18 protein-coding genes are annotated in these 21,453 nt (G+C 57.8%); 8 read left to right on the top strand and 10 right to left on the bottom strand.

Annotated features, from left to right (window positions below; genetic code table 11):
- Window positions 1-19 precede the first annotated feature (19 nt).
- From AC0V60_RS14305 to AC0V60_RS14295, 3 genes are all read right to left on the bottom strand, one after another.
- The gene (locus AC0V60_RS14305) at window positions 20-415 is read right to left on the bottom strand and encodes a RidA family protein (protein WP_486179103.1); all 396 of its coding nucleotides are present in this window, start codon (window positions 413-415) and stop codon (window positions 20-22) included.
- A 26-nt stretch (window positions 416-441) separates the two neighbouring features.
- Window positions 442-1,164 (bottom strand): acetoacetyl-CoA reductase, encoded by a 723-nt coding sequence (gene phbB, locus AC0V60_RS14300; protein ID WP_486179102.1) that lies wholly within the window; start codon window positions 1,162-1,164, stop codon window positions 442-444.
- A gap of 113 nt (window positions 1,165-1,277) precedes the next feature.
- The gene (locus AC0V60_RS14295; protein WP_486179101.1) at window positions 1,278-2,078 is read right to left on the bottom strand and encodes a hypothetical protein; all 801 of its coding nucleotides are present in this window, start codon (window positions 2,076-2,078) and stop codon (window positions 1,278-1,280) included.
- A gap of 465 nt (window positions 2,079-2,543) precedes the next feature.
- Here AC0V60_RS14295 and AC0V60_RS14290 point away from each other — a divergent pair, with 465 nt between their 5' ends.
- The 5 genes from AC0V60_RS14290 (at window position 2,544) to AC0V60_RS14270 (ending at window position 8,898) form a co-directional block, all read left to right on the top strand.
- A complete protein-coding gene (locus AC0V60_RS14290) occupies window positions 2,544-2,999 on the top strand; it encodes a DUF3576 domain-containing protein (protein ID WP_486179100.1) in 456 nt (151 codons plus the stop codon).
- 147 nt (window positions 3,000-3,146) lie between these two features.
- Window positions 3,147-5,699 carry a leucine--tRNA ligase gene (gene leuS, locus AC0V60_RS14285; RefSeq protein ID WP_486179509.1) on the top strand — a complete coding sequence of 851 codons (2,553 nt, stop codon included), beginning with the start codon at window positions 3,147-3,149 and terminating at the stop codon, window positions 5,697-5,699.
- A gap of 94 nt (window positions 5,700-5,793) precedes the next feature.
- Complete coding sequence (lptE, locus tag AC0V60_RS14280; protein WP_486179099.1) at window positions 5,794-6,339, top strand: LPS assembly lipoprotein LptE; 546 nt, start codon at window positions 5,794-5,796, stop codon at window positions 6,337-6,339.
- Window positions 6,336-7,376 carry a DNA polymerase III subunit delta gene (gene holA / locus AC0V60_RS14275; protein WP_486179098.1) on the top strand — a complete coding sequence of 347 codons (1,041 nt, stop codon included), beginning with the start codon at window positions 6,336-6,338 and terminating at the stop codon, window positions 7,374-7,376. The genes lptE and holA overlap by 4 nt, the downstream gene beginning before the upstream one ends.
- Window positions 7,377-7,494: 118 nt before the next feature.
- The gene (locus tag AC0V60_RS14270) at window positions 7,495-8,898 is read left to right on the top strand and encodes an exopolysaccharide biosynthesis polyprenyl glycosylphosphotransferase (RefSeq protein WP_486179097.1); all 1,404 of its coding nucleotides are present in this window, start codon (window positions 7,495-7,497) and stop codon (window positions 8,896-8,898) included.
- Here AC0V60_RS14270 and AC0V60_RS14265 read toward each other — a convergent pair.
- From AC0V60_RS14265 to AC0V60_RS14255, 3 genes are read right to left on the bottom strand one after another with little or no spacing between them, the layout of a single operon-like run.
- A complete protein-coding gene (locus AC0V60_RS14265) occupies window positions 8,895-9,443 on the bottom strand; it encodes an LptA/OstA family protein (RefSeq protein ID WP_486179096.1) in 549 nt (182 codons plus the stop codon). The two genes, AC0V60_RS14270 and AC0V60_RS14265, sit on opposite strands and share 4 nt — an antisense overlap.
- A gap of 11 nt (window positions 9,444-9,454) precedes the next feature.
- The gene (lptC, locus tag AC0V60_RS14260; RefSeq protein ID WP_486179095.1) at window positions 9,455-10,132 is read right to left on the bottom strand and encodes an LPS export ABC transporter periplasmic protein LptC; all 678 of its coding nucleotides are present in this window, start codon (window positions 10,130-10,132) and stop codon (window positions 9,455-9,457) included.
- A 12-nt stretch (window positions 10,133-10,144) separates the two neighbouring features.
- Entirely contained in the window at window positions 10,145-10,780 is a 636-nt protein-coding gene (locus AC0V60_RS14255) for a ribonuclease D (RefSeq protein WP_486179094.1), read from the bottom strand.
- 97 nt (window positions 10,781-10,877) lie between these two features.
- On the opposite strand from AC0V60_RS14255, the gene ung reads away from it, so the two are divergent.
- Genes ung through AC0V60_RS14240 form a run of 3 tightly spaced genes read left to right on the top strand, consistent with a single transcriptional unit; the run spans window position 10,878 to window position 12,704 of the window.
- A complete protein-coding gene (gene ung, locus AC0V60_RS14250) occupies window positions 10,878-11,564 on the top strand; it encodes a uracil-DNA glycosylase (protein ID WP_486179093.1) in 687 nt (228 codons plus the stop codon).
- Window positions 11,561-11,887 carry a TraR/DksA family transcriptional regulator gene (locus tag AC0V60_RS14245; protein ID WP_486179092.1) on the top strand — a complete coding sequence of 109 codons (327 nt, stop codon included), beginning with the start codon at window positions 11,561-11,563 and terminating at the stop codon, window positions 11,885-11,887. The genes ung and AC0V60_RS14245 overlap by 4 nt, the downstream gene beginning before the upstream one ends.
- A gap of 37 nt (window positions 11,888-11,924) precedes the next feature.
- Entirely contained in the window at window positions 11,925-12,704 is a 780-nt protein-coding gene (locus AC0V60_RS14240; RefSeq protein WP_486179091.1) for an enoyl-CoA hydratase, read from the top strand.
- A 4-nt stretch (window positions 12,705-12,708) separates the two neighbouring features.
- Here AC0V60_RS14240 and AC0V60_RS14235 read toward each other — a convergent pair whose 3' ends face one another.
- The 4 genes from AC0V60_RS14235 to gltB form a co-directional block, all read right to left on the bottom strand.
- Window positions 12,709-13,419 carry a hypothetical protein gene (locus AC0V60_RS14235; protein WP_486179090.1) on the bottom strand — a complete coding sequence of 237 codons (711 nt, stop codon included), beginning with the start codon at window positions 13,417-13,419 and terminating at the stop codon, window positions 12,709-12,711.
- Window positions 13,420-13,549: 130 nt separating this feature from the next.
- A complete protein-coding gene (locus tag AC0V60_RS14230) occupies window positions 13,550-14,911 on the bottom strand; it encodes a carbohydrate porin (RefSeq protein WP_486179089.1) in 1,362 nt (453 codons plus the stop codon).
- A gap of 139 nt (window positions 14,912-15,050) precedes the next feature.
- Window positions 15,051-16,502, bottom strand: a complete 1,452-nt coding sequence (locus AC0V60_RS14225) for a glutamate synthase subunit beta (protein ID WP_486179088.1) — start codon at window positions 16,500-16,502, stop codon at window positions 15,051-15,053.
- 99 nt (window positions 16,503-16,601) lie between these two features.
- Window positions 16,602-21,254: a glutamate synthase large subunit gene (gene gltB, locus AC0V60_RS14220; RefSeq protein ID WP_486179087.1), complete on the bottom strand. Its 4,653-nt coding sequence runs from the start codon at window positions 21,252-21,254 to the stop codon at window positions 16,602-16,604.
- Window positions 21,255-21,453: the final 199 nt, after the last annotated feature.

The raw sequence follows: 21,453 nt of genomic DNA, 5'->3' as shown, positions 1-21,453 counted from the left end.
GGCCAGAGGCTCAGCTGAATCAGGCGACAGCGGTGCCTTCGATTTCGACCATAATATCGGGGTGGTACAGCTCTTTTACGCCAAGCAAGGTCGAGACAATCTGTGCACCTGCCTCGCCGTGGATCGGCATGATCTGGTCTGCGGCTGCCATAAACGCGGGCACATCAGTCACATAAAAGTTAAGCCGCACCAAATTGCTTGCATCCATGCCCGCTGAGGCGAGCGCATCAAGCAGGCATTGCCACGCGGTCTTGTACTGAGCGACCATGTCACCCGCATGCAGGGGCGCGCCTTGCGCATCGCTTGATGTTTGACCCGACAGATAGAGTGTGCGCTCGCCGCCGTTGATTTCGACCGCGTGGTTAAGCCCAAATCCTTGCATCCAAGCGCTCGGATTGTGCGTTGTCTTTTGCATGTGCTGGCTCCCCTTATGCCGTTGCATCAATACATATGCTGGCCGCCATTGATGCTCATCGTTGAGCCGGTCATGAATGCACCATTGTCCGATGTGAGAAACGCAACCCCGCGCGCAATCTCCTCGGCGTGGCCAAGGCGTCCCACGGGGATTTTGGCGACGATCTTTTCCAGGACCGGTTCAGGCACAGCGGCCACCATATCGGTGTCTATATAACCCGGCGCAATCGCGTTGACGGTGATGCCAAACTTTGCGCCCTCTTGTGCCAGAGCCTTCGTAAAGCCGTGAATGCCCGATTTTGCTGCGGCGTAGTTCACCTGGCCGTATTGGCCTGCTTGGCCATTGATCGAACCAATGTTGACAATCCGTCCCCATTTTCTCTCGCGCATGCCGGGGAAGGTTGCTTTCGCCATGTTGAAGCATCCACCAAGGTTGACGCGCATGACATCGTGCCAATCGTCATAACTCATCTTGTGGAGTGTGCCATCGCGGGTGATGCCGGCATTGTTGACGATGATATCGACCTCGCCGTGTTTCTCGGCAACGCGCGCGCAGCCTTCAATGCAGGCCTCATGATCGCCAACGTCCCATTTGTAGGAGGGAATGCCGGTCGCCTCGGTGAAGGCGGTTGCCGCTTTATCATTGCCGCCGTAATTGGCGATCACCGTGTGGCCTTGACGTTTGAGCCGCTGACAGATGGCCTCGCCAATTCCGCGTGTGCCGCCTGTTACGATCGCTACTTTGCTCATGATAGATTCCCTTGATGCTGATCCGGTGAGAGTAACCGTGCCGCCACATCAGGCAACCCAAACATGCGCAAAGGCGCGATTATGCATAGCAATTTCTAAGGGAGAGAGGCGCTTTAGAAGCGAATTTGAGTGCCGACGTAAACCGCTTGGCTGTCTTTGACTGAATTGGTCAGAGGATCGAGGCGGTCCAGACGGTCACGCTCTTGGCTGAGGCGAACACCCGCTGTGACGTCAAGGTTGGGCGAAAGCCGGAAAGACCCGCCAAGGTCCACCGTTTGCGCCGCCACATCATCCAGCGTGTTGCGCGAACGACCAGCAACCCGTTCATCCTCAAGTTCGATCCGGGGTTGAAGACGGCTCGGCTTATCGGCTGCACTAGGCCCTGCTGGCTCAAAGTCGGCAAGATCAGGCATTCCCATCGAGCTAAGAGCACCTGTCTCAATCGAGCGGCCCGAAGGCGCCGTATCAGCCGCCTGAGGCCGGGCAAAGCTTCGGTATCCGCGAGCAGTACCGAGGTTAAACCGGTTCGTCTGGAGAGCGGCAATATCAGTGCCAAGGCCTGGCGCTGACACGCTTGAAGAGCGGACTGATACCACTCTTCCCATATTGTCATCAATCCGCACCGCGACAGTCACCGTGCGTTCGCTGCTGGAGACGTTTGCGCCACGCGGTGTGAAATGAATGCCGTGTTCGCGGGCTTTGTCAGCAACACGGGCCGCAAGAGCAGGATCCACCGAGGCTGGTGTAAAAAGTTCGAAAGATGGCGAGAGTGGATTCTCATCACCCAGACTGGCGAGGGCCAATCCTGCCGATGGAAGAGCGAGCGAAAGAACAGCGGACATGCCAAGCAGCAATCGAGAGGCCCGGTTTTGCCCGCCTCCTTTGCCCGCTGCTTTGATCCGCTCTCGTTTCACAACATTTCCAATACTTCGCTGGTGTACATAACCAGCTTGCTCCTGAACCTCGCCTGACCCTTCGTTTTTCGTGGCCCTTCGTTTTTCGTAACCCTGCGCTTTTCGCGGCTAGGGAGCCACACAAAGAAGACTCGTTATCAACTACTTGGCAAAGGTAATACGATCATGAAAGGCGGCTACGCAATCGTTTCTGCAAAGACGCCCCGCTAAACCTTCAACCTGTTGCGCTCTTCACACACGCCCGCAGCGCGCCATGGGGCACATATGCGCCGGACGCGCCGAGACGAAATCGGCCGCCAGAACCGCGCTCCGCACGCACTGCGCTCAATTCAGCAAACGGAAAGGAGGCATCTTATAGCGCGGTCGATACGCATTGTCGGTGCACACTGTTAAAGTGCGCTTGCCGCAGGCCCCCCGCCCGGTATAGAGCGGAGCCGAAGACGTTAAGAGGGACATACATTCGCTGTGACACGCGCAAGACTCACACTTTCGAACACTGCCAAGCTCGCAATTGGTGCCGCCGCAATCGCTGGCCTTGCTGCTTGCGGCGGGTCAGAGCGGCCTCGCACCGAGCTCGCAGCAGCCCAGATCAACACAATTGGCGTTAATGCCTATCTTTGGCGCGGCGCGCTTGAAACCCTCAGCTTTGCGCCATTGGCATCCGCCGATAGCGACGGCGGCGTGATTGTGACCGACTGGTACGCCAACCCTTCCAACCCGGAAGAACGGGTTAAGGTTTTTGTGGCGATCCTTGATCAGGACCTTCGTGCAGACGCCCTTCGCGTCACCGCGAATCGTCAAGTTTCACAAAGCGGAAACTGGGTGGACGCCCCTGTTCAGGCGGCGACTGTGCAAAAGCTTGAAGATATTATCCTCACCAAAGCACGTGACCTTCGCCGCAAGGCACTGTCCGGCAGCTAATCGGCGCTCGGTGTGCGGATAGGGCTATGCCAACACGGTTGTGCGCACCCCGCTCGCTATTGTGCTCATCAATGTTGGAAACGCGCCTGATACAGCGGTGCGCCCCTTGCGCTTGTCATGAACAGCGTTAGCGAGACTTCATGACCGATATACGATCTCGACCCCGCAAATGCTGATGCGCGCTGGCAGGCTGCATGGGACAAGGCTGGCACTTTCACCGCCGATTCCAATAGTGACAAGCCCAAGTCTTACGTGCTTGAGATGTTTCCCTATCCATCAGGGCGCATCCATATGGGCCACGTGCGCAATTACACCATGGGCGATGTTCTGGCGCGCTATAAAAAGATGCGCGGGTTTGAAGTGCTCCACCCGATGGGCTGGGACGCATTCGGCATGCCAGCGGAAAACGCGGCGATGGAAAAGAAGGTCCACCCGGGCAGCTGGACCAGATCAAACATTGAGGCGATGAAAGCGCAATTAAAGCGCATCGGCTTTGCGCTCGATTGGACCCGCGAATTTGCGACCTGTGACCCGGAATATTACGGCCACGAACAGGCGCTTTTCCTCGATATGTATGAGGCGGGGCTGATTGATCGGCGCTCAAGCGAGGTCAATTGGGATCCGGTTGATATGACTGTGCTCGCCAATGAGCAGGTTATCGACGGCAAAGGTTGGCGCTCTGGCGCAGAGGTCGAAAAGCGCAAGCTTGACCAATGGTTCTTGAAGATCACCGACTTTGCTGAGGACCTGCTTGAGGGTCTGGGCGATCTCAAAGACTGGCCTGAGAAGGTCAAGCTGATGCAGGAAAACTGGATCGGCAAAAGCTCTGGGTTGGAGTTCTCATTCGAGCTTTCCAATGGCGAAAAGCTCCCGGTCTACACGACGCGGCCTGACACGATTTTCGGCGCTAGTTTCGTAGCGGTTGCCGCCGATCACCCTGTGGCGCAGGCGCTGGCTGGCGACGCTGAGGTCGCGGCGTTTATCGAGGAGTGCAAAAAGGGCGGCACTACGGCGGCAGCGCTGGAAACGGCTGAGAAGCTGGGCTTCCGCACTGAAATCACTGCCAAGCACCCGTTCACGGGCGAAGCAATGCCCCTGTTCATCGCGAACTTCGTGCTGATGGATTACGGCACGGGCGCGGTTATGGGCGTGCCAGGGCACGACCAACGCGACTTTGAATTTGCGACCAAATACGAGCTTCCCATCACCCGCGTGGTGGCCAAAGATGTGTCCGAGGCCGATGCGCCGATGGGCGATGAGGCGGAGTCAGGCGACGGTGTGATCGTCAATTCTGACTTCCTTGACGGAATGAGCGTCGAGGACGGCAAAGCCGAAGTCATCACCCGTGCCGAAGAGGGCGGCTGGGGCAAGGGTACAACCGTTTGGCGGCTGCGCGATTGGGGCATTTCGCGCCAGCGTTATTGGGGCACTCCCATCCCCATCATCCACTCACCCGACCATGGCCCCGTACCCGTGCCGCGCGATCAATTGCCGGTGGAGCTGCCCGACGACGTTGATTTCGAAACTCCCGGCAACCCACTGGAACGCCACCCAACGTGGAAGCACACGGTCTGCCCGATCAGCGGCAAGCCTGCGCTGCGCGAAACCGACACGCTCGACACCTTCACCAACTCCAGTTGGTACTTCCTGCGCTTCGCTTCGCAGCCTTCGGACAAGCCGTTTGACGCAGAGGAAATCGCCAAGTGGATGCCGGTCGAGCATTACATCGGCGGGATTGAGCACGCGATCTTGCACCTGCTCTATGCCCGCTTCTGGACCCGCGCGCTGGCGCATATTGGCAAGTTCGATGTGAAAGAACCCTTCGCCTCGCTCTTTACCCAAGGCATGGTGACGCACGAGACTTACCAAGTGGGAGAAGGCCCATGGCTCAGCCCGGATGAGGTCCGTATCGAAGGCGAGAAGGCCTACACCCTTGAAAGCGGCGAAGAGGTGACCAGGGGCCGCGTTATCAAAATGTCGAAGTCGAAGAAGAACGTCGTCGACCCTGACAACATCATCCGCGACTACGGCGCGGACGCGGTGCGCTGGTTTATGCTTTCAGATTCGCCGCCAGAACGCGATCTGCCATGGTCCGAGGCTGGCATCGAAGGCTGCTACCGCTTTGTCCAACGCTTGTGGCGGCTGTTCATGTCGATTGACCCACTCGTCCCGCCTGCTGGAGATGACAATTTGGCTACGGGAGTGGGTGTCAATTTTCCAACAGAAGAAGATCTGAAAGTTCGCCGCCTTGTGCATCAAACAATTGCAGGCGCTGCCACTGATATCGAAGCTTTGCAGTTCAACAAAGCGGTCGCGAAGTATTACGCACTAGCAAATGCGCTCGAAAAGGCTCGGGAAACACGTGATCGACAAGATGGAATTATCGCGCTGATAAAGCTTGTCAGCCCCATGATGCCCCACCTCGCCGAGGAAGCTTGGGCGAAGTTGTTTGGTGACGGATTGATCGCCGACGCACCATGGCCAGCCCATGACGAAGCTATGCTGGTCGAGGACGAGGTCACTATCGCGGTCCAGCACAAGGGCAAATTGCGCGACACTCTCACCGCTCCCAAAGGCGCGTCCAAAGAGCATTTGGAAGCCATGGCGCTTGCCTCAGAGAAGGTGCAACGCTCACTTGACGGTGCACAAGTGCGCAAAGTCATTGTCGTGCCCGACCGGCTCGTTAATATCGTCACTTAGAAATTCATCGTCATCCTGAACACTTCGACAGGCTCAGTACAGGCTTGCTTCAGGATAACCATCGCAACAAACGCAGCGCATGAAGGAGAGGGTTATGCTGAAACGAGTTCAGCATGACGGATTTGGGGGACAGGGGGCAAAGGCACTCCTGCTTCCGCTCGCGCTCCTCCTCTCCGCCTGCGGGCTTCAACCGCTTTACTCAAGCGGCGCATCGAGTTCTGTTGCACAGGGCCTTGCGGCGGTCGACGTCCCTGCCATTCCGGGCCGCGATGGGTGGCTGGTGCGCAACGCATTGCAAGAGCGCCTCGGCGCAGCAGGCGATCAGGGAGGCTATCGCTACCGGCTCGATGTGCGGCTGGATGACGCGCTTGAGGCTTTGGGCGTGCTCAACGATGACACGATCAGCCGCGAGCTGCGCATTTTGCGCTCGCGCTATCAATTGGTGGACCTGACGACCGGCGAAATCCTGCTCGATGCGACCGCCGGTTCAGACGCAGGGATCGACGTGGTCTCGAGCGAATACGCCACCATCGCCGCCGAGCAACGCGCGCTCGAAAACCTCGCTCAAGAGGTCGCAAGCCGGATGGTCACCCGGGTTGCCCTAACCCTGCGGGAGCGCGAACGCGTCACTTCCGAATGAAAGCCAAACACGGCGAATTTGTACGCGGACTCCCCCGTTCAGCCAGCCAAGCCTCGATCTTCTTCTTTTGCGGACCCGATGAGGCAGGCGCGTCAGCTGCCGCCACCAAAGTCATCGCGAACTTGCCTGATGCAGGCGAACGTATCGAGCTTTCCGGCAGCGATCTCAAACGCGATCCTGCTCTTCTCGGAGACGAGGCGCGCTCAGGCTCACTTTTTGGAGACAAGCGGCACATCTTGGCACGCGTTAGCGGCGACGAGGCGCACGATGCCGTCAAAGCCCTGATCGAAACGGGCGATGCAGGCGCTGGGAACGCAGCGCCCGTTCTGGTCATCGCGACCTCTGCCACCGACAAATCGCGCACCGCTAAATTGCTCGAAAAACGCGCCGATGCGCTCGTCACTATGTTTTATCCGCCAGACATCGGTAGCGTCGCGGGCGGAGTGCGGGCTATGGCAGATGCCGCCGGTTTGCGACTCGGGGGTGATATGGCGGAGCGAATCGCACGCTCAAGTGGTCTCGATGTGCGTCTTGCACAGTCCGAAGTCGATAAATTGGCGCTCTATTTGGATGCCTCCTCCCAAAATCCCAAGACCGCTAGCCCCCAAGATTATGCCGAAATTGGCGCTCCTACCGAGGATGATGGTTTTGGTCCGGTCGTCAACGCGGTCATTGGCGGAGAGCTGCGCAAATTACCGTTCGAACTCAAGCGGATGAAAGAGCTCGGGCTCAATCCGGTTGGCCTTTTGCTGGCGTTTGAACGGCGCGCGGCGCAATTGACGCAAATTACGGCAAAACTCGGTCCACGCGGCAATTTTGACAGTCTGGGAAAAGGCGAAAAAGCGCAGCTCGGTATTTTCTGGAAAGAAGAACGCGAGATACGCCAACAACTTAGCCGCTGGCCTCGGGCGAAACTCGACCGCTTGATCCCGCGCCTTACCGCGCTCCACCAGACCCTCCTCACCAACAGTCAAAGCGCGGAGCTGCTGCTCGCTCAGGACCTTACCGAAATCGCTAGGTTCGCAGCCAAAAGGTAGCATTGTTCGGCAGGTGCGAGTTCGCGCCCACGTATAGAATTCCCATCCTACGTAAAAATCGCTAAGAGACCTTGAGGGTGCAACGTTGGGGGCGTTTGCTGGGGGCAAATTTTAGGACATGAATGAACAGACCAGCGTGCTGCTTGATGCAGCACAGTCGGAGAAATTAGCGAGGCCAATCGCGCCATCATTGGAAAAGCGCCGTTTGCGCGCCTTTGCAGTGATGATGGTTGTCGATGCGGCGCTTCTGCATCTTGCCTTTGCGCTTGCGGGTTTGATCTATCTTGGAAGCTGGTGGATATCGAGCAATATGCTCGTGGTTCAGACCCTTTTGCCGGTCTTCTTTACCATAGCGTTTTATAATGGGAGCTATGGCGACAAGTCGCTGGGTGATTGGCTGTTTGCATCGAGGCGTTTGCTGACAGCGCTTTTGGTTTCGACCGCGCTTGTCAACTTCCTTGCTTTTTACACCAAATCAAACGCCGATTTTTCGCGAGTTTCGGTGACGCTGGGCTTGATCCTTTCTGCGGTTGCCCTTGTCATCTTCAGGCGAGTGCTGGTCATGTTCATCGACCGCTTTTGGTCAGGACGCACTGTCAATGAGCTGGTGATCAACGACGGCGGCCCCAGTTTTGCAGCAGGCCAGGGCGATGTCATTGAGGCTTCCGATTACGCGCTCGATCCGACAAGCCATGATCCCTTCATGTTCGACCGTCTGGGCAAGCTCTTGCAAAACCAGGACAAGGTGGTCGTCAGCACGCCTGCCGAACGGCGGGCGCAATGGGCGTTTTTGCTGAAATCCGCCGGTGTACACGGCGAAATCGTGAGCCAGCCTGCGCATGAGCTGGGCGCATTGGGATTGCACCATTACGAAACCCAAGATCGCACCACATTGGTCGTCTCTAACGGTCCACTGGAGCTGCGCTCGCGCATATCGAAACGCGTGTTCGACACGGCGATTGCTGGAGGGGCTTTGCTGGTTTTGTCACCGCTACTGCTACTCCTCGCTCTTCTGATCAAGCTTGAGGATGGCGGCCCCATCTTCTTCGTTCAGCGCCGCATGGGGCGCGGCAACACCTTCTTCAATATGTTCAAGTTCCGCTCGATGAATGTTGATAACAACGATGCCGAGGGCGCGCGTTCGACTGGCCGTGAGGATGACCGCATCACGCGGATCGGTGCGTTTATCCGCAAGACCAGCATCGACGAGATCCCTCAGCTGATCAATGTGCTAGCGGGCGATATGTCGATTGTCGGCCCGCGTCCGCACGCACTGGGTAGTCAGGCCAACAACAAATATTTCTGGGAAGTGGATGCGCAATATTGGCGCCGTCACTGCCTGAAGCCGGGGCTTACAGGTTTGGCGCAGGTTCGCGGGCATAGGGGAGCAACCGAAAAGGAAACGGATCTTACTGACCGCCTGCAATCAGACCTTGAGTATATCTCAGGCTGGTCGCTCCGGCGCGATATTGAGATCGTGTTCAAGACCGCCTTGGTCCTCAACCACGAGAACGCCTTTTAATCCTGAGGCACGCTGAAGGTGCCGGTGACGCGGCCTTTGGACCCTGTTTCACCGCCACTTGCCCCGCCAGCGGCACGCCCATCTATGCTGGACAGGCCCGAGGCTAGATCAATCACCAAGCGTCCGCCGTTGAGTGTATCACCGCCCCGGCTGAGCGAGACATTGCCCGCCATTGTAATTAAGCGTTTTCCAAAATCATAAACCGCAACATCACCCGAGGCCCGCTCGCCCCCGCGTGTCACAACCACGCCGCCATTGGCGGTAATGCGCTGCACATCAAGCGAACCATCGTCGGTGTAATTGGCCAGCATGCGGTTAGAGCGCACGCTAAGCCCTGCCTGATTGACCGTCACACCGCCGCTTAACACGACGCGGTTGGCACGGTCGTCAAAGTCGATGCTGCCAGCGTCAAATGAAACCGGCGCGCGGGTGTTATGCGAGGCGAGCGTTTGAGCATTGAGGGTCATCCCGCCCGCCAGCACTGCACCCATCACCAGGCCGCCAGCGGCCCAGCTCAACGCGATTTTTCCAAGTTTACGAGACATAAAGCCCTCCATTACGGCACCCTCAATCCGCTCTGTAATTTGCCGGGCACCATAGTGAACCGAGCATTCCCATTAAGTGAAATAGTGCGTGCATCCAAATCGCCGCGCATTGAATTGGCAGAAAACTTACCGGCCGGCACAGTGCCTTCCACGCCGTTGGAGCCTGTCATTGTGTGCGTCTCAAGATCGAATTTGACGCCGCTGGCGCTGATCGCATAGCCATCTGCGGTGCGCACGCGCATAGTGCCCTCAACATCGACGACTTCGCTATTGATATCGTAGACCCCGCCTTCTGCTGACAGCCGCGCTGGGCCGTCTTGCAGGAGGAGCTGTGCAAGAAGGTCATCCATGCGCACTTTCCCCTCAGCGCTCGAACGCTGAACCGCCTCACCTGCTGTGATGGAAAACGGCCGCCCGCTGTCGTCTCGGCCCCGGTACATCGCATTATCGACGCTAAGGCGCTGTTCGATCACGGAAACCTGGTTGCGGTCGAGCAGAAAACTCACCTCGCCGCGCGGCGACAGAGGCGTAATGATCATCAACGCGGCGAGAACGCCCACACCCATCGGCAAAGCACGCGCAAGGAATCCGACGAGCTTATCGTGGCTGCCGCCAGGAGCTGCGAAATCCTGCCTCTTATTGCGTAGCGCTTCGGCGCGCTCGGTTTCGATGCGGCGTTTGATGACCATAGCGGAGCCAACCTAGCGGTAGAAACCTTCATTATGGCTGAATATGTCGCGCCCATCCCACCCAGCGATATCGAGCGCGGCGCGGGTGGGTAGGAAGTCGAAACAAGCCTGCGCAATTTCCATGCGTCCCTCGCGCTCCAAGCGCACCACCAGCTCGTCACGCAGCCGGTGCAAAAAGCGGACATCAGAGGCGGCATAATCGCGCTGAGCGTCATTCAACTCCGGCCCGCCCCAATCAGACGATTGCTGGTGTTTGGAAATGCTCTCGCTCAGCAATTCCTCGGTCAAGTTTTTGAGGCCGTGGCGATCTGTGTAAGTCCGCACGAGCTTGCTGCCGATCTTGGTGCAGAAAACGGGAGCCGCAACGACGCCCAAATAGAATTGGATAGCTGCCAGATCAAAGCGGCCAAAGTGGTAAAGCTTGACCCGGCTTTCATCCGCCAGAATGCGGCTGAGGTTCGGTGCTTCATAGTCACTTCCCGGCGAAAACCGCACCAAATGCTCATCACCAGATCCATCCGAAATCTGAACCACGCAAAGCCTATCGCGGTGCGTAATGAGGCCCATTGTCTCTGTATCAACGGCCAGATCGCTTGTGCCTTCAAGCACGCCGTCGGGCAGGTCTTCTTCGTGAAAGTGAACTGTCATGCAGGGCCAATACGCGACATTGGCAGCTAGGGAAAGAGGGGGATATTGACGGGCACCCGTCTCGCCACTCACGCCATCACCTGTGTAGTATCGGCGTGTGGCAAGCGATCCCATCCCTGAAAGCTGGCAAGAAGCGATCAAGCCCGCGCTCCAAACGCCCGAGGCACGCAAGCTTGGCGGGTGGTTGGTGGCCGAGGAGAAAGCCGGCAAGACCATCTTTCCTCCGCGCGGGATGCGGCTTGCAGCATTGGACGCGACGCCGCTGGATGAGGTTCGCGTGGTGATCCTTGGCCAAGACCCCTACCACGGACCGGGGCAAGCACACGGCCTAAGCTTTTCCGTGATGGACGGCGTCAAACAGCCGCCTTCGCTGGTCAATATCTTCAAAGAACTCGAGAGCGACCTTGGCATACCCCGCCCGCAAACGGGCAACCTTACCCCGTGGGCGAGGCAGGGCGTTCTTCTTCTCAACAACACTCTAACGGTGGAAGCAGGGCAAGCCGGAAGCCATGCGCATAGGGGCTGGGACGCTATCACGGATGCGTGCGTTGGAGCGGTCGTGGACGCAGGCGCCCCATGCGTTTTCGTGCTGTGGGGCAGCCATGCCGCGAAGAAAGCGGGACGGGTGAAAGGATTGGGCGGTGCCAGCCACCACCTTATCCTCAAATCCCCCCACCCCTCCCCGCTGTCCGCGCACAGAGGGTTTTTCGGCTCCAAACCCTTTAGCCAGACGAACGCCTTCCTTGAGGCGCACGGGCAGCAGAGTATAGACTGGGCACTATGACAACAGATGAGGCCCGCGCTGCTCTGCTGGACCGCGAAAAGGCATTGGCAAAGGAAGACATCGCCAATGCCGATGCCCGCGATACCGTTGAGCTGCAACAGGACAGCGTTGGGCGCTTGAGCCGAATGGATGCGCTTCAACAGCAAGCTATGGCTCAGGCGGTGCAGGCTCGCAGGGTAAGCGAACACGCGCGCATAAAGGCTGCGCTTGAACGGATTGACGAGGGTGAATGGGGATATTGCCTGGGTTGCGGCGAAGACATTGCCGATGCGCGCCTGCGCCATGACCCTTCCACACCAACCTGCATCAAATGCGCGGCCTGACAGGTCCAGCTAAAGGCGCAGCTTAAGAGGAAAGATTATGTCTGACGAAGTGCTCTATGAGGTGAACGGCGGAGTGGCGTTGGTGACATTAAACCGGCCGCAAGCGATGAATGCGATCAACAAGGCTCTCAGACGCAGGCTTTACGAAGTTATGCGCAAGGCCGATGCGGATGGGGCTGTGAATGCCGTGGTGCTCACTGGCGCTGGAACACGCGCCTTCACAGCTGGCCTTGACCTTAAGGAGCTAGGCTCTGAGGAAGGCGCGTTGGGCGCTGCCAACGATGAGGACCCCGCCAACAACCCCGTCAAAGCCATCGAGGTTTGCCGCAAGCCTGTGATCGGCGCGGTTAACGGTGTGGCGATAACGGGCGGCTTCGAAGTGGCGCTGGCATGCGATTTTCTGATCGCTGCAACCAATGCGCGCTTTGCCGACACCCATGCGCGCGTCGGGATTGTGCCTGGATGGGGCCTGTCGCAAAAACTGTCGCGCATCATCGGCATAGGCCGCGCCAAAGAGCTCGCATTTACTGGCAATTTTCTCGATGCGCAGACCGCCCTCAGTTGGGGGCTCGTCAATCATGTTGTCGAACCCGAAGATCTGCTGGATGAAGCCTTGAAGCTTGCAGGCGATGTCGCCGGAATAGATCCGGAATTTGTGCGCGGCTATAAGCGTTTGATCGACGATGGATATGCCGTCAGCTTTGGTGAAGGGATGCAAATTGAGGCTGCTCGCTCATCATCAGCAAATTCGAAGGTCGCGTCCCAAGACGTGGAAGAGCGCCGCGCAAAAGTGCAGGCCCGCGGGCGCACCCAGTAGGCCTTTATTGCAAAGGCGGGCCGATCTTGCGCAATAGCATCTGACCCCCGGGGCCTTCGACACGGAGCGTGCCGTCTTCGAGCCATCCCATCGCCTTGTCAAAATTGGCGAGGCCCAGATCATTGCGATGAAATTCGAAACGGATCGTCCGGTCCTCCGCTAACGCGCGCTCACCCGTGAGTTCGAACACTTCGGACATAATTCCGTAACTCTGCATGCGAAATTGCAGCCTTTCGAGCTGGCTGCATTCTTCGCCCGGAGACCACGTCCCCTCATCAAGATAGTCGGTCACAGTCTCCCCATTGACGCATTGCACACGAACGCTGGCGTGCTGAAAAGGCTGGTCGGTGCCCGCCCATACAAGACGCAAAGCAGGTCCGTCCCCCGTTTGCTCTGTCCCTGACCAGGTGAACTCGGGCGCTACAGGCTTTGGATCGCTTACAAAGATGATCGTGTCATCTTCCTCATACCACGTGCCCTGCGCACGCATATCAAGCCCACCGACCGAAAGCCCCCATTGAAACGTCCCATCAGCGCGAACAGCCATTCCCATCGCGGTTTCAAACCCGCTGCCATCGTACTCACCAACAAAGCGGGATTCGTCACGCGATACCGCGCTTGTCTGCTCCGCAGCATCTTGCGAGAAGGCAGCAGTGCTATGGCCGCTCAAAAGAAGGGCCAATGCCCCAAACACAGCGCTTTGTTTGACCGTCATTGCGACAAACTAGCAGGCACTGGAGATAAGATACAGACGGCCTGCTTTACCTCCATCGAAAACCGTGTGGTTCGCATAAAAGCCTTCGGATAAAGCAGCCGCGCAAGGCCGCGTCTTTCGCTTCACCTGGTCAAAAAACGCTCGTGAGCCGGAGACCAACGGTTACGCCCGTGCGGCGCGCAGAAATTGCGCTGTCGTCAATCTGTACATCAAAAGTCAGGCCGTGGCTGTCTGCAAATTGGTAGGTGTAGAACAGCTCGACGCCTTGCTCATCTTCAAGCCCCAATCGAAACGCAATATCTTCGACGAGTTCATCGGTGAGAGAATAATGGAAATAGGCAAGCCCGAACCGATCCTGCGGGCGAAATTGGGGGTTTCCTGCAATGCCTATATATCCCGAATAATCGAGGAAGGTCGGATCGCCCATTGATGCTTGAAACCGTGCCAGGATACCCCAACCTTTGCCCGGCGCCTCTGCGTAGCGCTTTACGTATTGATAAGCGGAAAGCTGCACCGCCAGTTCGCCGCTTTCATTTCCAAATGTACCGATTGGTTGCGGCGGAGGGGTGAGCGCGGCTGGCAGCAAATCGCGGGCGAAATCATCCCGGTTCGATCCAACCAGAGCAAATGTGTAAAAGCCCGGATTTCCGCCGACCTTTGCGATCTTTGTGGCTGCAGCGAGAAAGGCTATGCCGTTCTCAAAAGGGTCTTCGAGACCGCTGCGCGCATATTGACTGTCCACATCAAACACCCAAAGCCGGTAAAGCGCGGAGCCTTTTGGGACCGTGAGCATGGCCCCTGTCATCGTATTGGGTGCAATCCCTGTCGGGGGAAGTGCGATCCCGAGATTTTGAAAGCCGAAGTGCCCATTGCTCTCAATCAGCGGGGTCTGCGCTGTCACGTCGAGCACATTCATCTTGCCCACTTCCAAAACGGCACCATTGTCCCATTTGTACTCGAGGCTTGCCGACAGATCGACTCTGCCGCGCCCTTCAGGCCTGAAAAGTGCGGTGTTGCTGGGCACGAGCCCTATTTCGCCGTTGGAATCTTCACCCCAGCGAAATTCAGGACGAAGCTTTAAAGTAAGGTTCGATGGCCCGCCAAGACTGCTTGCCCTTGCGGTGATATAACCATCAATGCGCCCGCCATAGCGAAGCGTCTCAGGTGCATCGCCTGCGGCGGGCAAATCAAGGAAATGAGAAGCGACAAATTCGACATCAATTGGGTCAGGCTTAGCCGCTGTTGCCCCTGCAGGAGCAGCCGGTGCAACCTCCTCAGTCGATTTTGTTGATGTTTGAAGAGCGACCTCACGGAGCTCAGGCCCCTCCATCGCGGGACCAGCCACTTCGGGCCCCATCTCTTCAGAAGGGGTTTGTGCCCAAAGGGGGCCGCTGACGCCAAAGCGATTGAGCTCAAAATCGAAAGGCGCGCGAACTTTGCGCCGTCTGTGTGCGGTAACATCACCTCTTCGACCCTCTCTCAAGAGGCACACGGTCCTGCGCCTTCTCTCCGGTATCAAAGATGGACGATTAATGAAGTAAAAATCAAGAAGATAAGCACGATTACTGAACGGCCGCGAACGGTTTACATTGGGCCGTGTCAATAATGCCACCACAACCTTTTCGCAGTGTTCAACGCGGGAGTTCAGTCACTCCCATGAGCGCTTCATCAACGGCGCGCGCGCATTGACGACCTTCGCGAATAGCCCAGACCACAAGGCTCTGGCCCCGGCGCATATCACCGCAGGCAAAGACATTCTCGACGCTTGTTGCGTAATTTTCTTCGTTCGCTGCCACATTGCCGCGATCAGAAAGCTCAACGCCCGTTTGGTCGAGCAAGCCAGCCTTAATCGGTCCCACAAAGCCCATCGCAAGGAAGATAAGATCGGCTGGAATGGTAAACTCGCTGCCGACAATTTCGCGCATCTGGTGGCGGCCATCATCGTCCTTAACCCATTCAACCCGTGCGCATTCGAGGCCGGTGACTTTTTCGCCGTCGCCGACCACGCGTTTGGTGAGGACGGCCCAATCGCGGTCTACGCCTTCTTCATGGCTGGATGAGGTGCGAAGCTTAAGCGGCCAGTTTGGCCACGTCATTGCCTTATCTTCCTTTTCAGGAGGTTTGGGCATGATCTCGAGCTGGGTAACGGACGCGGCGCCCTGACGGTTGGAGGTGCCAACACAGTCGGAGCCCGTGTCACCGCCTCCGATCACGACAACGTGTTTGCCGGTCGCTTTGAGCGTTCCGCGAGGGGCCGCACGGCTTTCTTCATCGCCTGCATTGCGTTTGTTTTGCTGGGTCAGAAATTCCATCGCGAGGCGAACGCCGTTGAGTTCAGCGCCCGGAATTTGCAGTTGGCGCGCATTCTCTGCGCCGCCTGACAGCACCACTGCGTCATAGTTTTCCTGCAAAGATTGGAAGGAGACATCAACGCCCACTTCTTTGCTGGTTTTGAAGGTGACACCCTCCGCTTCCATCTGCACGCAGCGGCGGTTGATGAGGTGCTTTTCCATTTTAAAGTCTGGAATGCCGTAACGAAGCAGGCCGCCGATACGGTCGTTTTTCTCAAACAGGGTCACCGAGTGGCCAGCGCGCGCCAATTGCTGGGCAGCGGCCATACCGGCAGGGCCTGAGCCGACAACCGCAACCGATTTGCCGGTCTTTTTCGCAGGCACTTGAGGGGTGACCCAGCCTTCTTTCCATCCGCGGTCAACAATCGCGCATTCGATGGATTTGATCGTAACCGGCTGGTCGACGATGTTGAGTGTGCACGACGCCTCACACGGCGCGGGGCAAATGCGGCCCGTAAACTCCGGGAAATTGTTGGTCGAATGCAGCACGTCCAATGCATTCTTCCAATCGTTCTCGTAAACGAGGTGGTTCCAGTCCGGGATCATATTGTTCACCGGACACCCGTTGTGACAATAGGGGATCCCGCAATCCATGCAGCGCGAGGCTTGCGAGCTCAGCGTCTCATCATCGGGCTGCACCACGAATTCGCGGTAGTTCTCAAGCCGTTTTTCCGGCTCGATATAATCCCGCTCGCGGCGGTCGAGTTCGAGGAAGCCTGTGTCTTTACCCATCTTACTTTTGCCTTCTAGGGCCCACCCCGCTGCGACTAAGCCAGCAAGCTGGCAAGTCTCGCTCCCCTCCCGCATGCGGGAGGGGTTGGGGGTGGGCAGTTATTCCGCCGCCACGCTTTCAGCTTCGAGGCGCTCTGCTTCGATGGCTTCAAGGGCTCGTTTGTAATCGGTCGGCATGACCTTCACGAATCTGGTCAGCGCATTGTCCCAATCTGCCAAAAGGTCTGATGCGACCTTACTGCCAGTATGAAGCTGGTGACGCTCTACCAGAATACGCAGGCGCTCTGCATCGTGGCGCAGCATATCGCCCATGCCCAGATCATTGACCGAGCGCGTGCGCTGGCTTGGGCGGCCCCAAGAATCGTTAGCGCCTTCTTCTTCGTTTGCTTCGGCTGAAATGGGCTCCAGTTCAACCTGCGCGCGGTTAACGAGATCCGAGAAATTGCCCTCGGCATCGTACACATATGCGACACCGCCGCTCATGCCGGCTGCGAAGTTGCGGCCCGTTTTGCCCAGCACCACCACCACGCCGCCAGTCATATATTCGCAGGTGTGATCGCCTGTGCCCTCGACCACCGCGATGGCGCCCGAATTGCGGACCGCGAAACGCTCTCCGCCTACCCCTGAGAAATAGGCTTCGCCCGAGATCGCGCCGTAAAGCACGGTGTTGCCGACGATGATGTTCTCATTGGCCGCGCGCGGGGCATTTTCCGGTGGTCGCACGATGATGCGCCCGCCTGAGATTCCTTTGCCGACATAGTCATTGGCATCGCCCACCAGATCAAGCGTCACACCGTGCGCGAGCCAAGCGCCAAAGCTCTGTCCCGCAACCCCGGTCAAGTTGATGCGGACGCAATCGACTGGCAGGCCTTGGTGACCGTGCTGTTTGGCGATTGTGCCAGAGAGCATCGTGCCAGCGGTGCGGTTGACGTTGCGGATCTCGTATTTGAGCTCCACCGGCGTCTTATTAGCGATCGCCTCGCTTGCATCCTTGATGAAGTGATTGTCGAGCGCTGCGTCGAGCCCGTGGTCCTGCGTCTCAGTGTGGTCGAGGCTCGCACCTTCATCGAGCTCTGGCGCGTGGAGAAGGCGGTCGAGATTGATGCCTTGCGCTTTCCAGTGACGGTGCATGCGGGTCATGTCGAGACGATCCACGCGGCCCACCATTTCGGCGACCGTGCGAAAGCCCATTTCGGCCATGATCGCGCGCAGCTCTTCGGCGACGAAGAACATGTAGTTGACCACATGCTCAGGCTGCCCGGTGAAGCGCTTGCGCAGCACGGGGTCCTGCGTCGCGACACCCACAGGGCAGGTGTTGAGGTGGCATTTGCGCATCATTATGCAGCCCGCCGCGATCAGCGGAGCGGTGGCAAAGCCAAACTCATCGGCGCCAAGGAGCGCGCCGATTGCGACGTCGCGCCCTGTGCGAAGCCCGCCATCGACTTGTACCGCAATGCGGCTGCGCAGGTCGTTGAGAAGCAGCGTTTGCTGCGTTTCGGCAAGGCCGATTTCCCATGGGCTGCCTGCGTGCGTCAGCGAGGTCAGCGGCGATGCGCCGGTTCCGCCGTCATAGCCTGAGATCGTGAGGTGATCGGCTTTCGACTTCGACACACCAGCGGCAACCGTCCCAACGCCGACTTCGGACACAAGCTTGACCGAAATACGCGCGGAAGGCTGCACGTTTTTGAGATCGTGGATCAGCTGTGCCAAATCCTCAATCGAGTAAATGTCATGGTGCGGCGGCGGAGAAATGAGGCCAACGCCCGGCGTCGAGTGCCGCACCGCGCCGATACGCTTATCGACTTTGTGTCCCGGCAGCTGTCCGCCTTCACCCGGCTTTGCGCCCTGCGCCATTTTGATCTGAATATCGTCGGAATTGGCAAGGTACTCTGCCGTCACACCAAAGCGACCCGAGGCCACCTGCTTGATGCGGCTGCGCATCGTGTCGCCATTTTCGAGCGGTGTGAAACGGAACGGCTCTTCGCCGCCTTCGCCGGTGTTCGAGCGCCCACCGATGCGGTTCATCGCAATCGCAAGCGTCGAGTGCGCTTCGTGGCTGATCGAGCCAAAGCTCATCGCGCCGGTAGAGAAGCGCTTCACGATTTCAGCGGCCGGTTCAACCTCATCAATACTGAGAGGTTTGTCGGCCTTCTTGAATTCCATCAGCCCGCGAATGGACAGCAGCCGCTCGTTCTGGTCATTGACCGATTTGGCAAATTCTTCGTAATTTGCATGGTTATTCCCGCGCACAGCATGCTGCAATTGCGCGACGTTTTCCGGCGTCCAGGCGTGTTCCTCTCCGCGCAGGCGGTATTGGTAGATACCGCCCACATCGAGCATGCCTGCATAGATCGGATTGTCGCCATAAGCAGATGCGTGGCGGCGGATGCTTTCCTCGGCAACCTCAGCAAGGCCAACGCCTTCGATGGTGGTCGCAGTGCCGGTGAAGTATTTTGCGATGAACTCGGATGAGAGGCCAACCGCATCGAAAATCTGCGCGCCGCAATAGCTCTGGTAGGTCGAAATGCCCATTTTGGACATCACCTTACGAATGCCTTTGCCGACCGCCTTGATGTAGTTTTGCTGGACCTCTTCTGGCGTCAGCCCCGAGTGCTTTTTGGCGCGAATGTCTTCGAGCGTTTCGAAAGCCACATACGGGTTGATTGCTTCTGCTCCGTAGCCTGCGAGAACGCAGAAATGGTGCACCTCGCGCGCTTCGCCGGTTTCGACGACGAGCCCGGTTTGCATGCGCAGACCCTGACGCACGAGGTGGTGATGCACCGCCGCTGTCGCCAGAAGCGCTGGCATGGGGATGCGGTCTTCGCTTTGCGCGCGGTCAGAGATCACAAGGATGTTTTGGTCTTGAAGCACCGCCTCGGTCGCGGCCCAACACATTTCCTTGATCGCCATCTCCAGGCCCTCGGCCCCGGCGCTGGCGTCCCATGTCATATCAATGGTTTCGCAGCGGAACGCGCCATCCAGGACCGCCTCGACCGAGCGGATTTTCGCAAGGTCATCGTTGGTGAGGATGGGCTGCTCCACCTCGAGCCGCTTATGCGTTCCTGCATCATGGCCAAGCAGGTTCGGACGCGGACCGATCATGGAGAGAAGGCTCATCACCAGCTCTTCGCGGATAGGGTCGATCGGCGGGTTCGTCACCTGCGCAAAGTTCTGCTTGAAATAATCATAAAGCAGGCGCGCCTTATTAGAAAGCACCGCAATCGGCGTGTCAGTGCCCATAGACCCGATGGGATCGTCGGCCTTAGTCGCCATCGGCTCGAGGAATTTGCTGACATCTTCCTGAGTGTAACCAAAGGCTTGTTGTCGTTGGAGGAGCGTCGTTTCGCTCACTGGCAATTCGGAAAGCTCAGGCTCAATATCCACGATCTCGGCAAGCTTATACTGCGCTTGCTCGAGCCAATCGGCATAAGGTTCCGCATTGGCAAGATCAGCCTTAAGCTCTTCGTCCTCGACTATGCGCCCTTCTTCAAGGTCGATCAGGAGCATTTTGCCCGGTTGCAAACGCCATTTGCGGGTGATGTCTTCTTCGGCGAATGGCAAAACGCCGCTTTCAGACGCCAAGCAGACGATGTCGTCCTTGGTGACACAGAAACGCGCCGGGCGAAGACCGTTGCGGTCCAGCGTCGCACCGATTTGCCGGCCATCTGTAAAGCATACGGCTGCCGGGCCATCCCATGGCTCCATAAGCGCAGCATGATATTCGTAAAACGCGCGGCGCTCGGGGCTCATCTGCTCGTTTTTCGCCCAGGCTTCCGGGATGAGCATCATCATTGCGTGCGCGAGCGAATATCCGCCTGCGAGCAGCAATTCCAAGGCGTTATCGAGGCATGCCGTGTCCGATTGGCCATGCGGGATGATCGGCCACATTTTGTCGAGATCCGGCCCGAGAAGATCGCTCTCCATCGTCCGCCGACGCGCGTTCATCCAGTTTACATTGCCGCGATTGGTGTTGATCTCACCATTATGCGCGATCAGGCGGAACGGATGCGCAAGCCGCCAGCTTGGGAAGGTGTTGGTCGAGAATCGTTGATGCACAAGGCCTAGCGCTGAGATGCAATCAGGATCGCGCAAATCGTCGTAGAAACTGCGCACCTGCTCACACAGCAAGAGGCCCTTGTAGACGATGGTTCGGCTTGAGAAACTCGGCACATAAAGATCGGTCAGCCCCGGAAGCCCGTGCTTCTCTTGCAATTTAGCCAGAGGGTTCTGAACCTGCTTACGGATCACAAGGAGCTTGCGCTCAAACGCGTCCTGGTCTTCGCAATTTTCGCCCTTGCCGATGATGGCCTGCTGGATGACGGGCATCGAATCGATAACCGCCTTGCCCAGACCATCCATCGTCACCGGCACATCACGCCAGCCGAGGAGCTTCTGCCCCTCTTTTTCCGTAAATTTTTCGAACTGCTCGGTGACGAAGGCACGCGCAGCCGCATCCTGAGGCATAAAGCACATGGCGACGCCATATTCGCCCGGCTGCGGCAGATTTACATCATGCTCTCCCGCCCATTTGCGGAAAATCGGATCGGGAATCTGCATGAGCAACCCCGCACCATCGCCCAAAAGCGGATCAGCGCCGACCGCGCCCCGGTGGTCGATCCGCTCCAAAATCTGAAGCGCTTGTTCAATGATCGCATGACTTTTTTCGCCCCTGATATGGGCAACCATGCCTACTCCGCAGGCGTCATGTTCATTTACCGGGTCATAGAGACCCTGGGAATCTGGGTATCCCATGGCGAGGTTCCAATCTGTCAGATGCCGCTGCTGGGGCGTTGTGCGCCAAAGCGCGCCGCAGCGGCGATTTTGCCGGATAGCCACGAGTTACGCGCGGCCTATCCGTTTGGATCCCTATGGCAGATGAAATAGCGATATTGCAACCGCGAAGCGTGAAATTTTATTTCGTGCAGCAGTTAATTTTAATTGCATTAGGCAA

Source organism: Erythrobacter sp. S259, from assembly GCF_057364965.1.
Note: the sequence above shows the minus strand (reverse complement) of the source record. Positions and strands in the feature narration are given on the sequence as shown.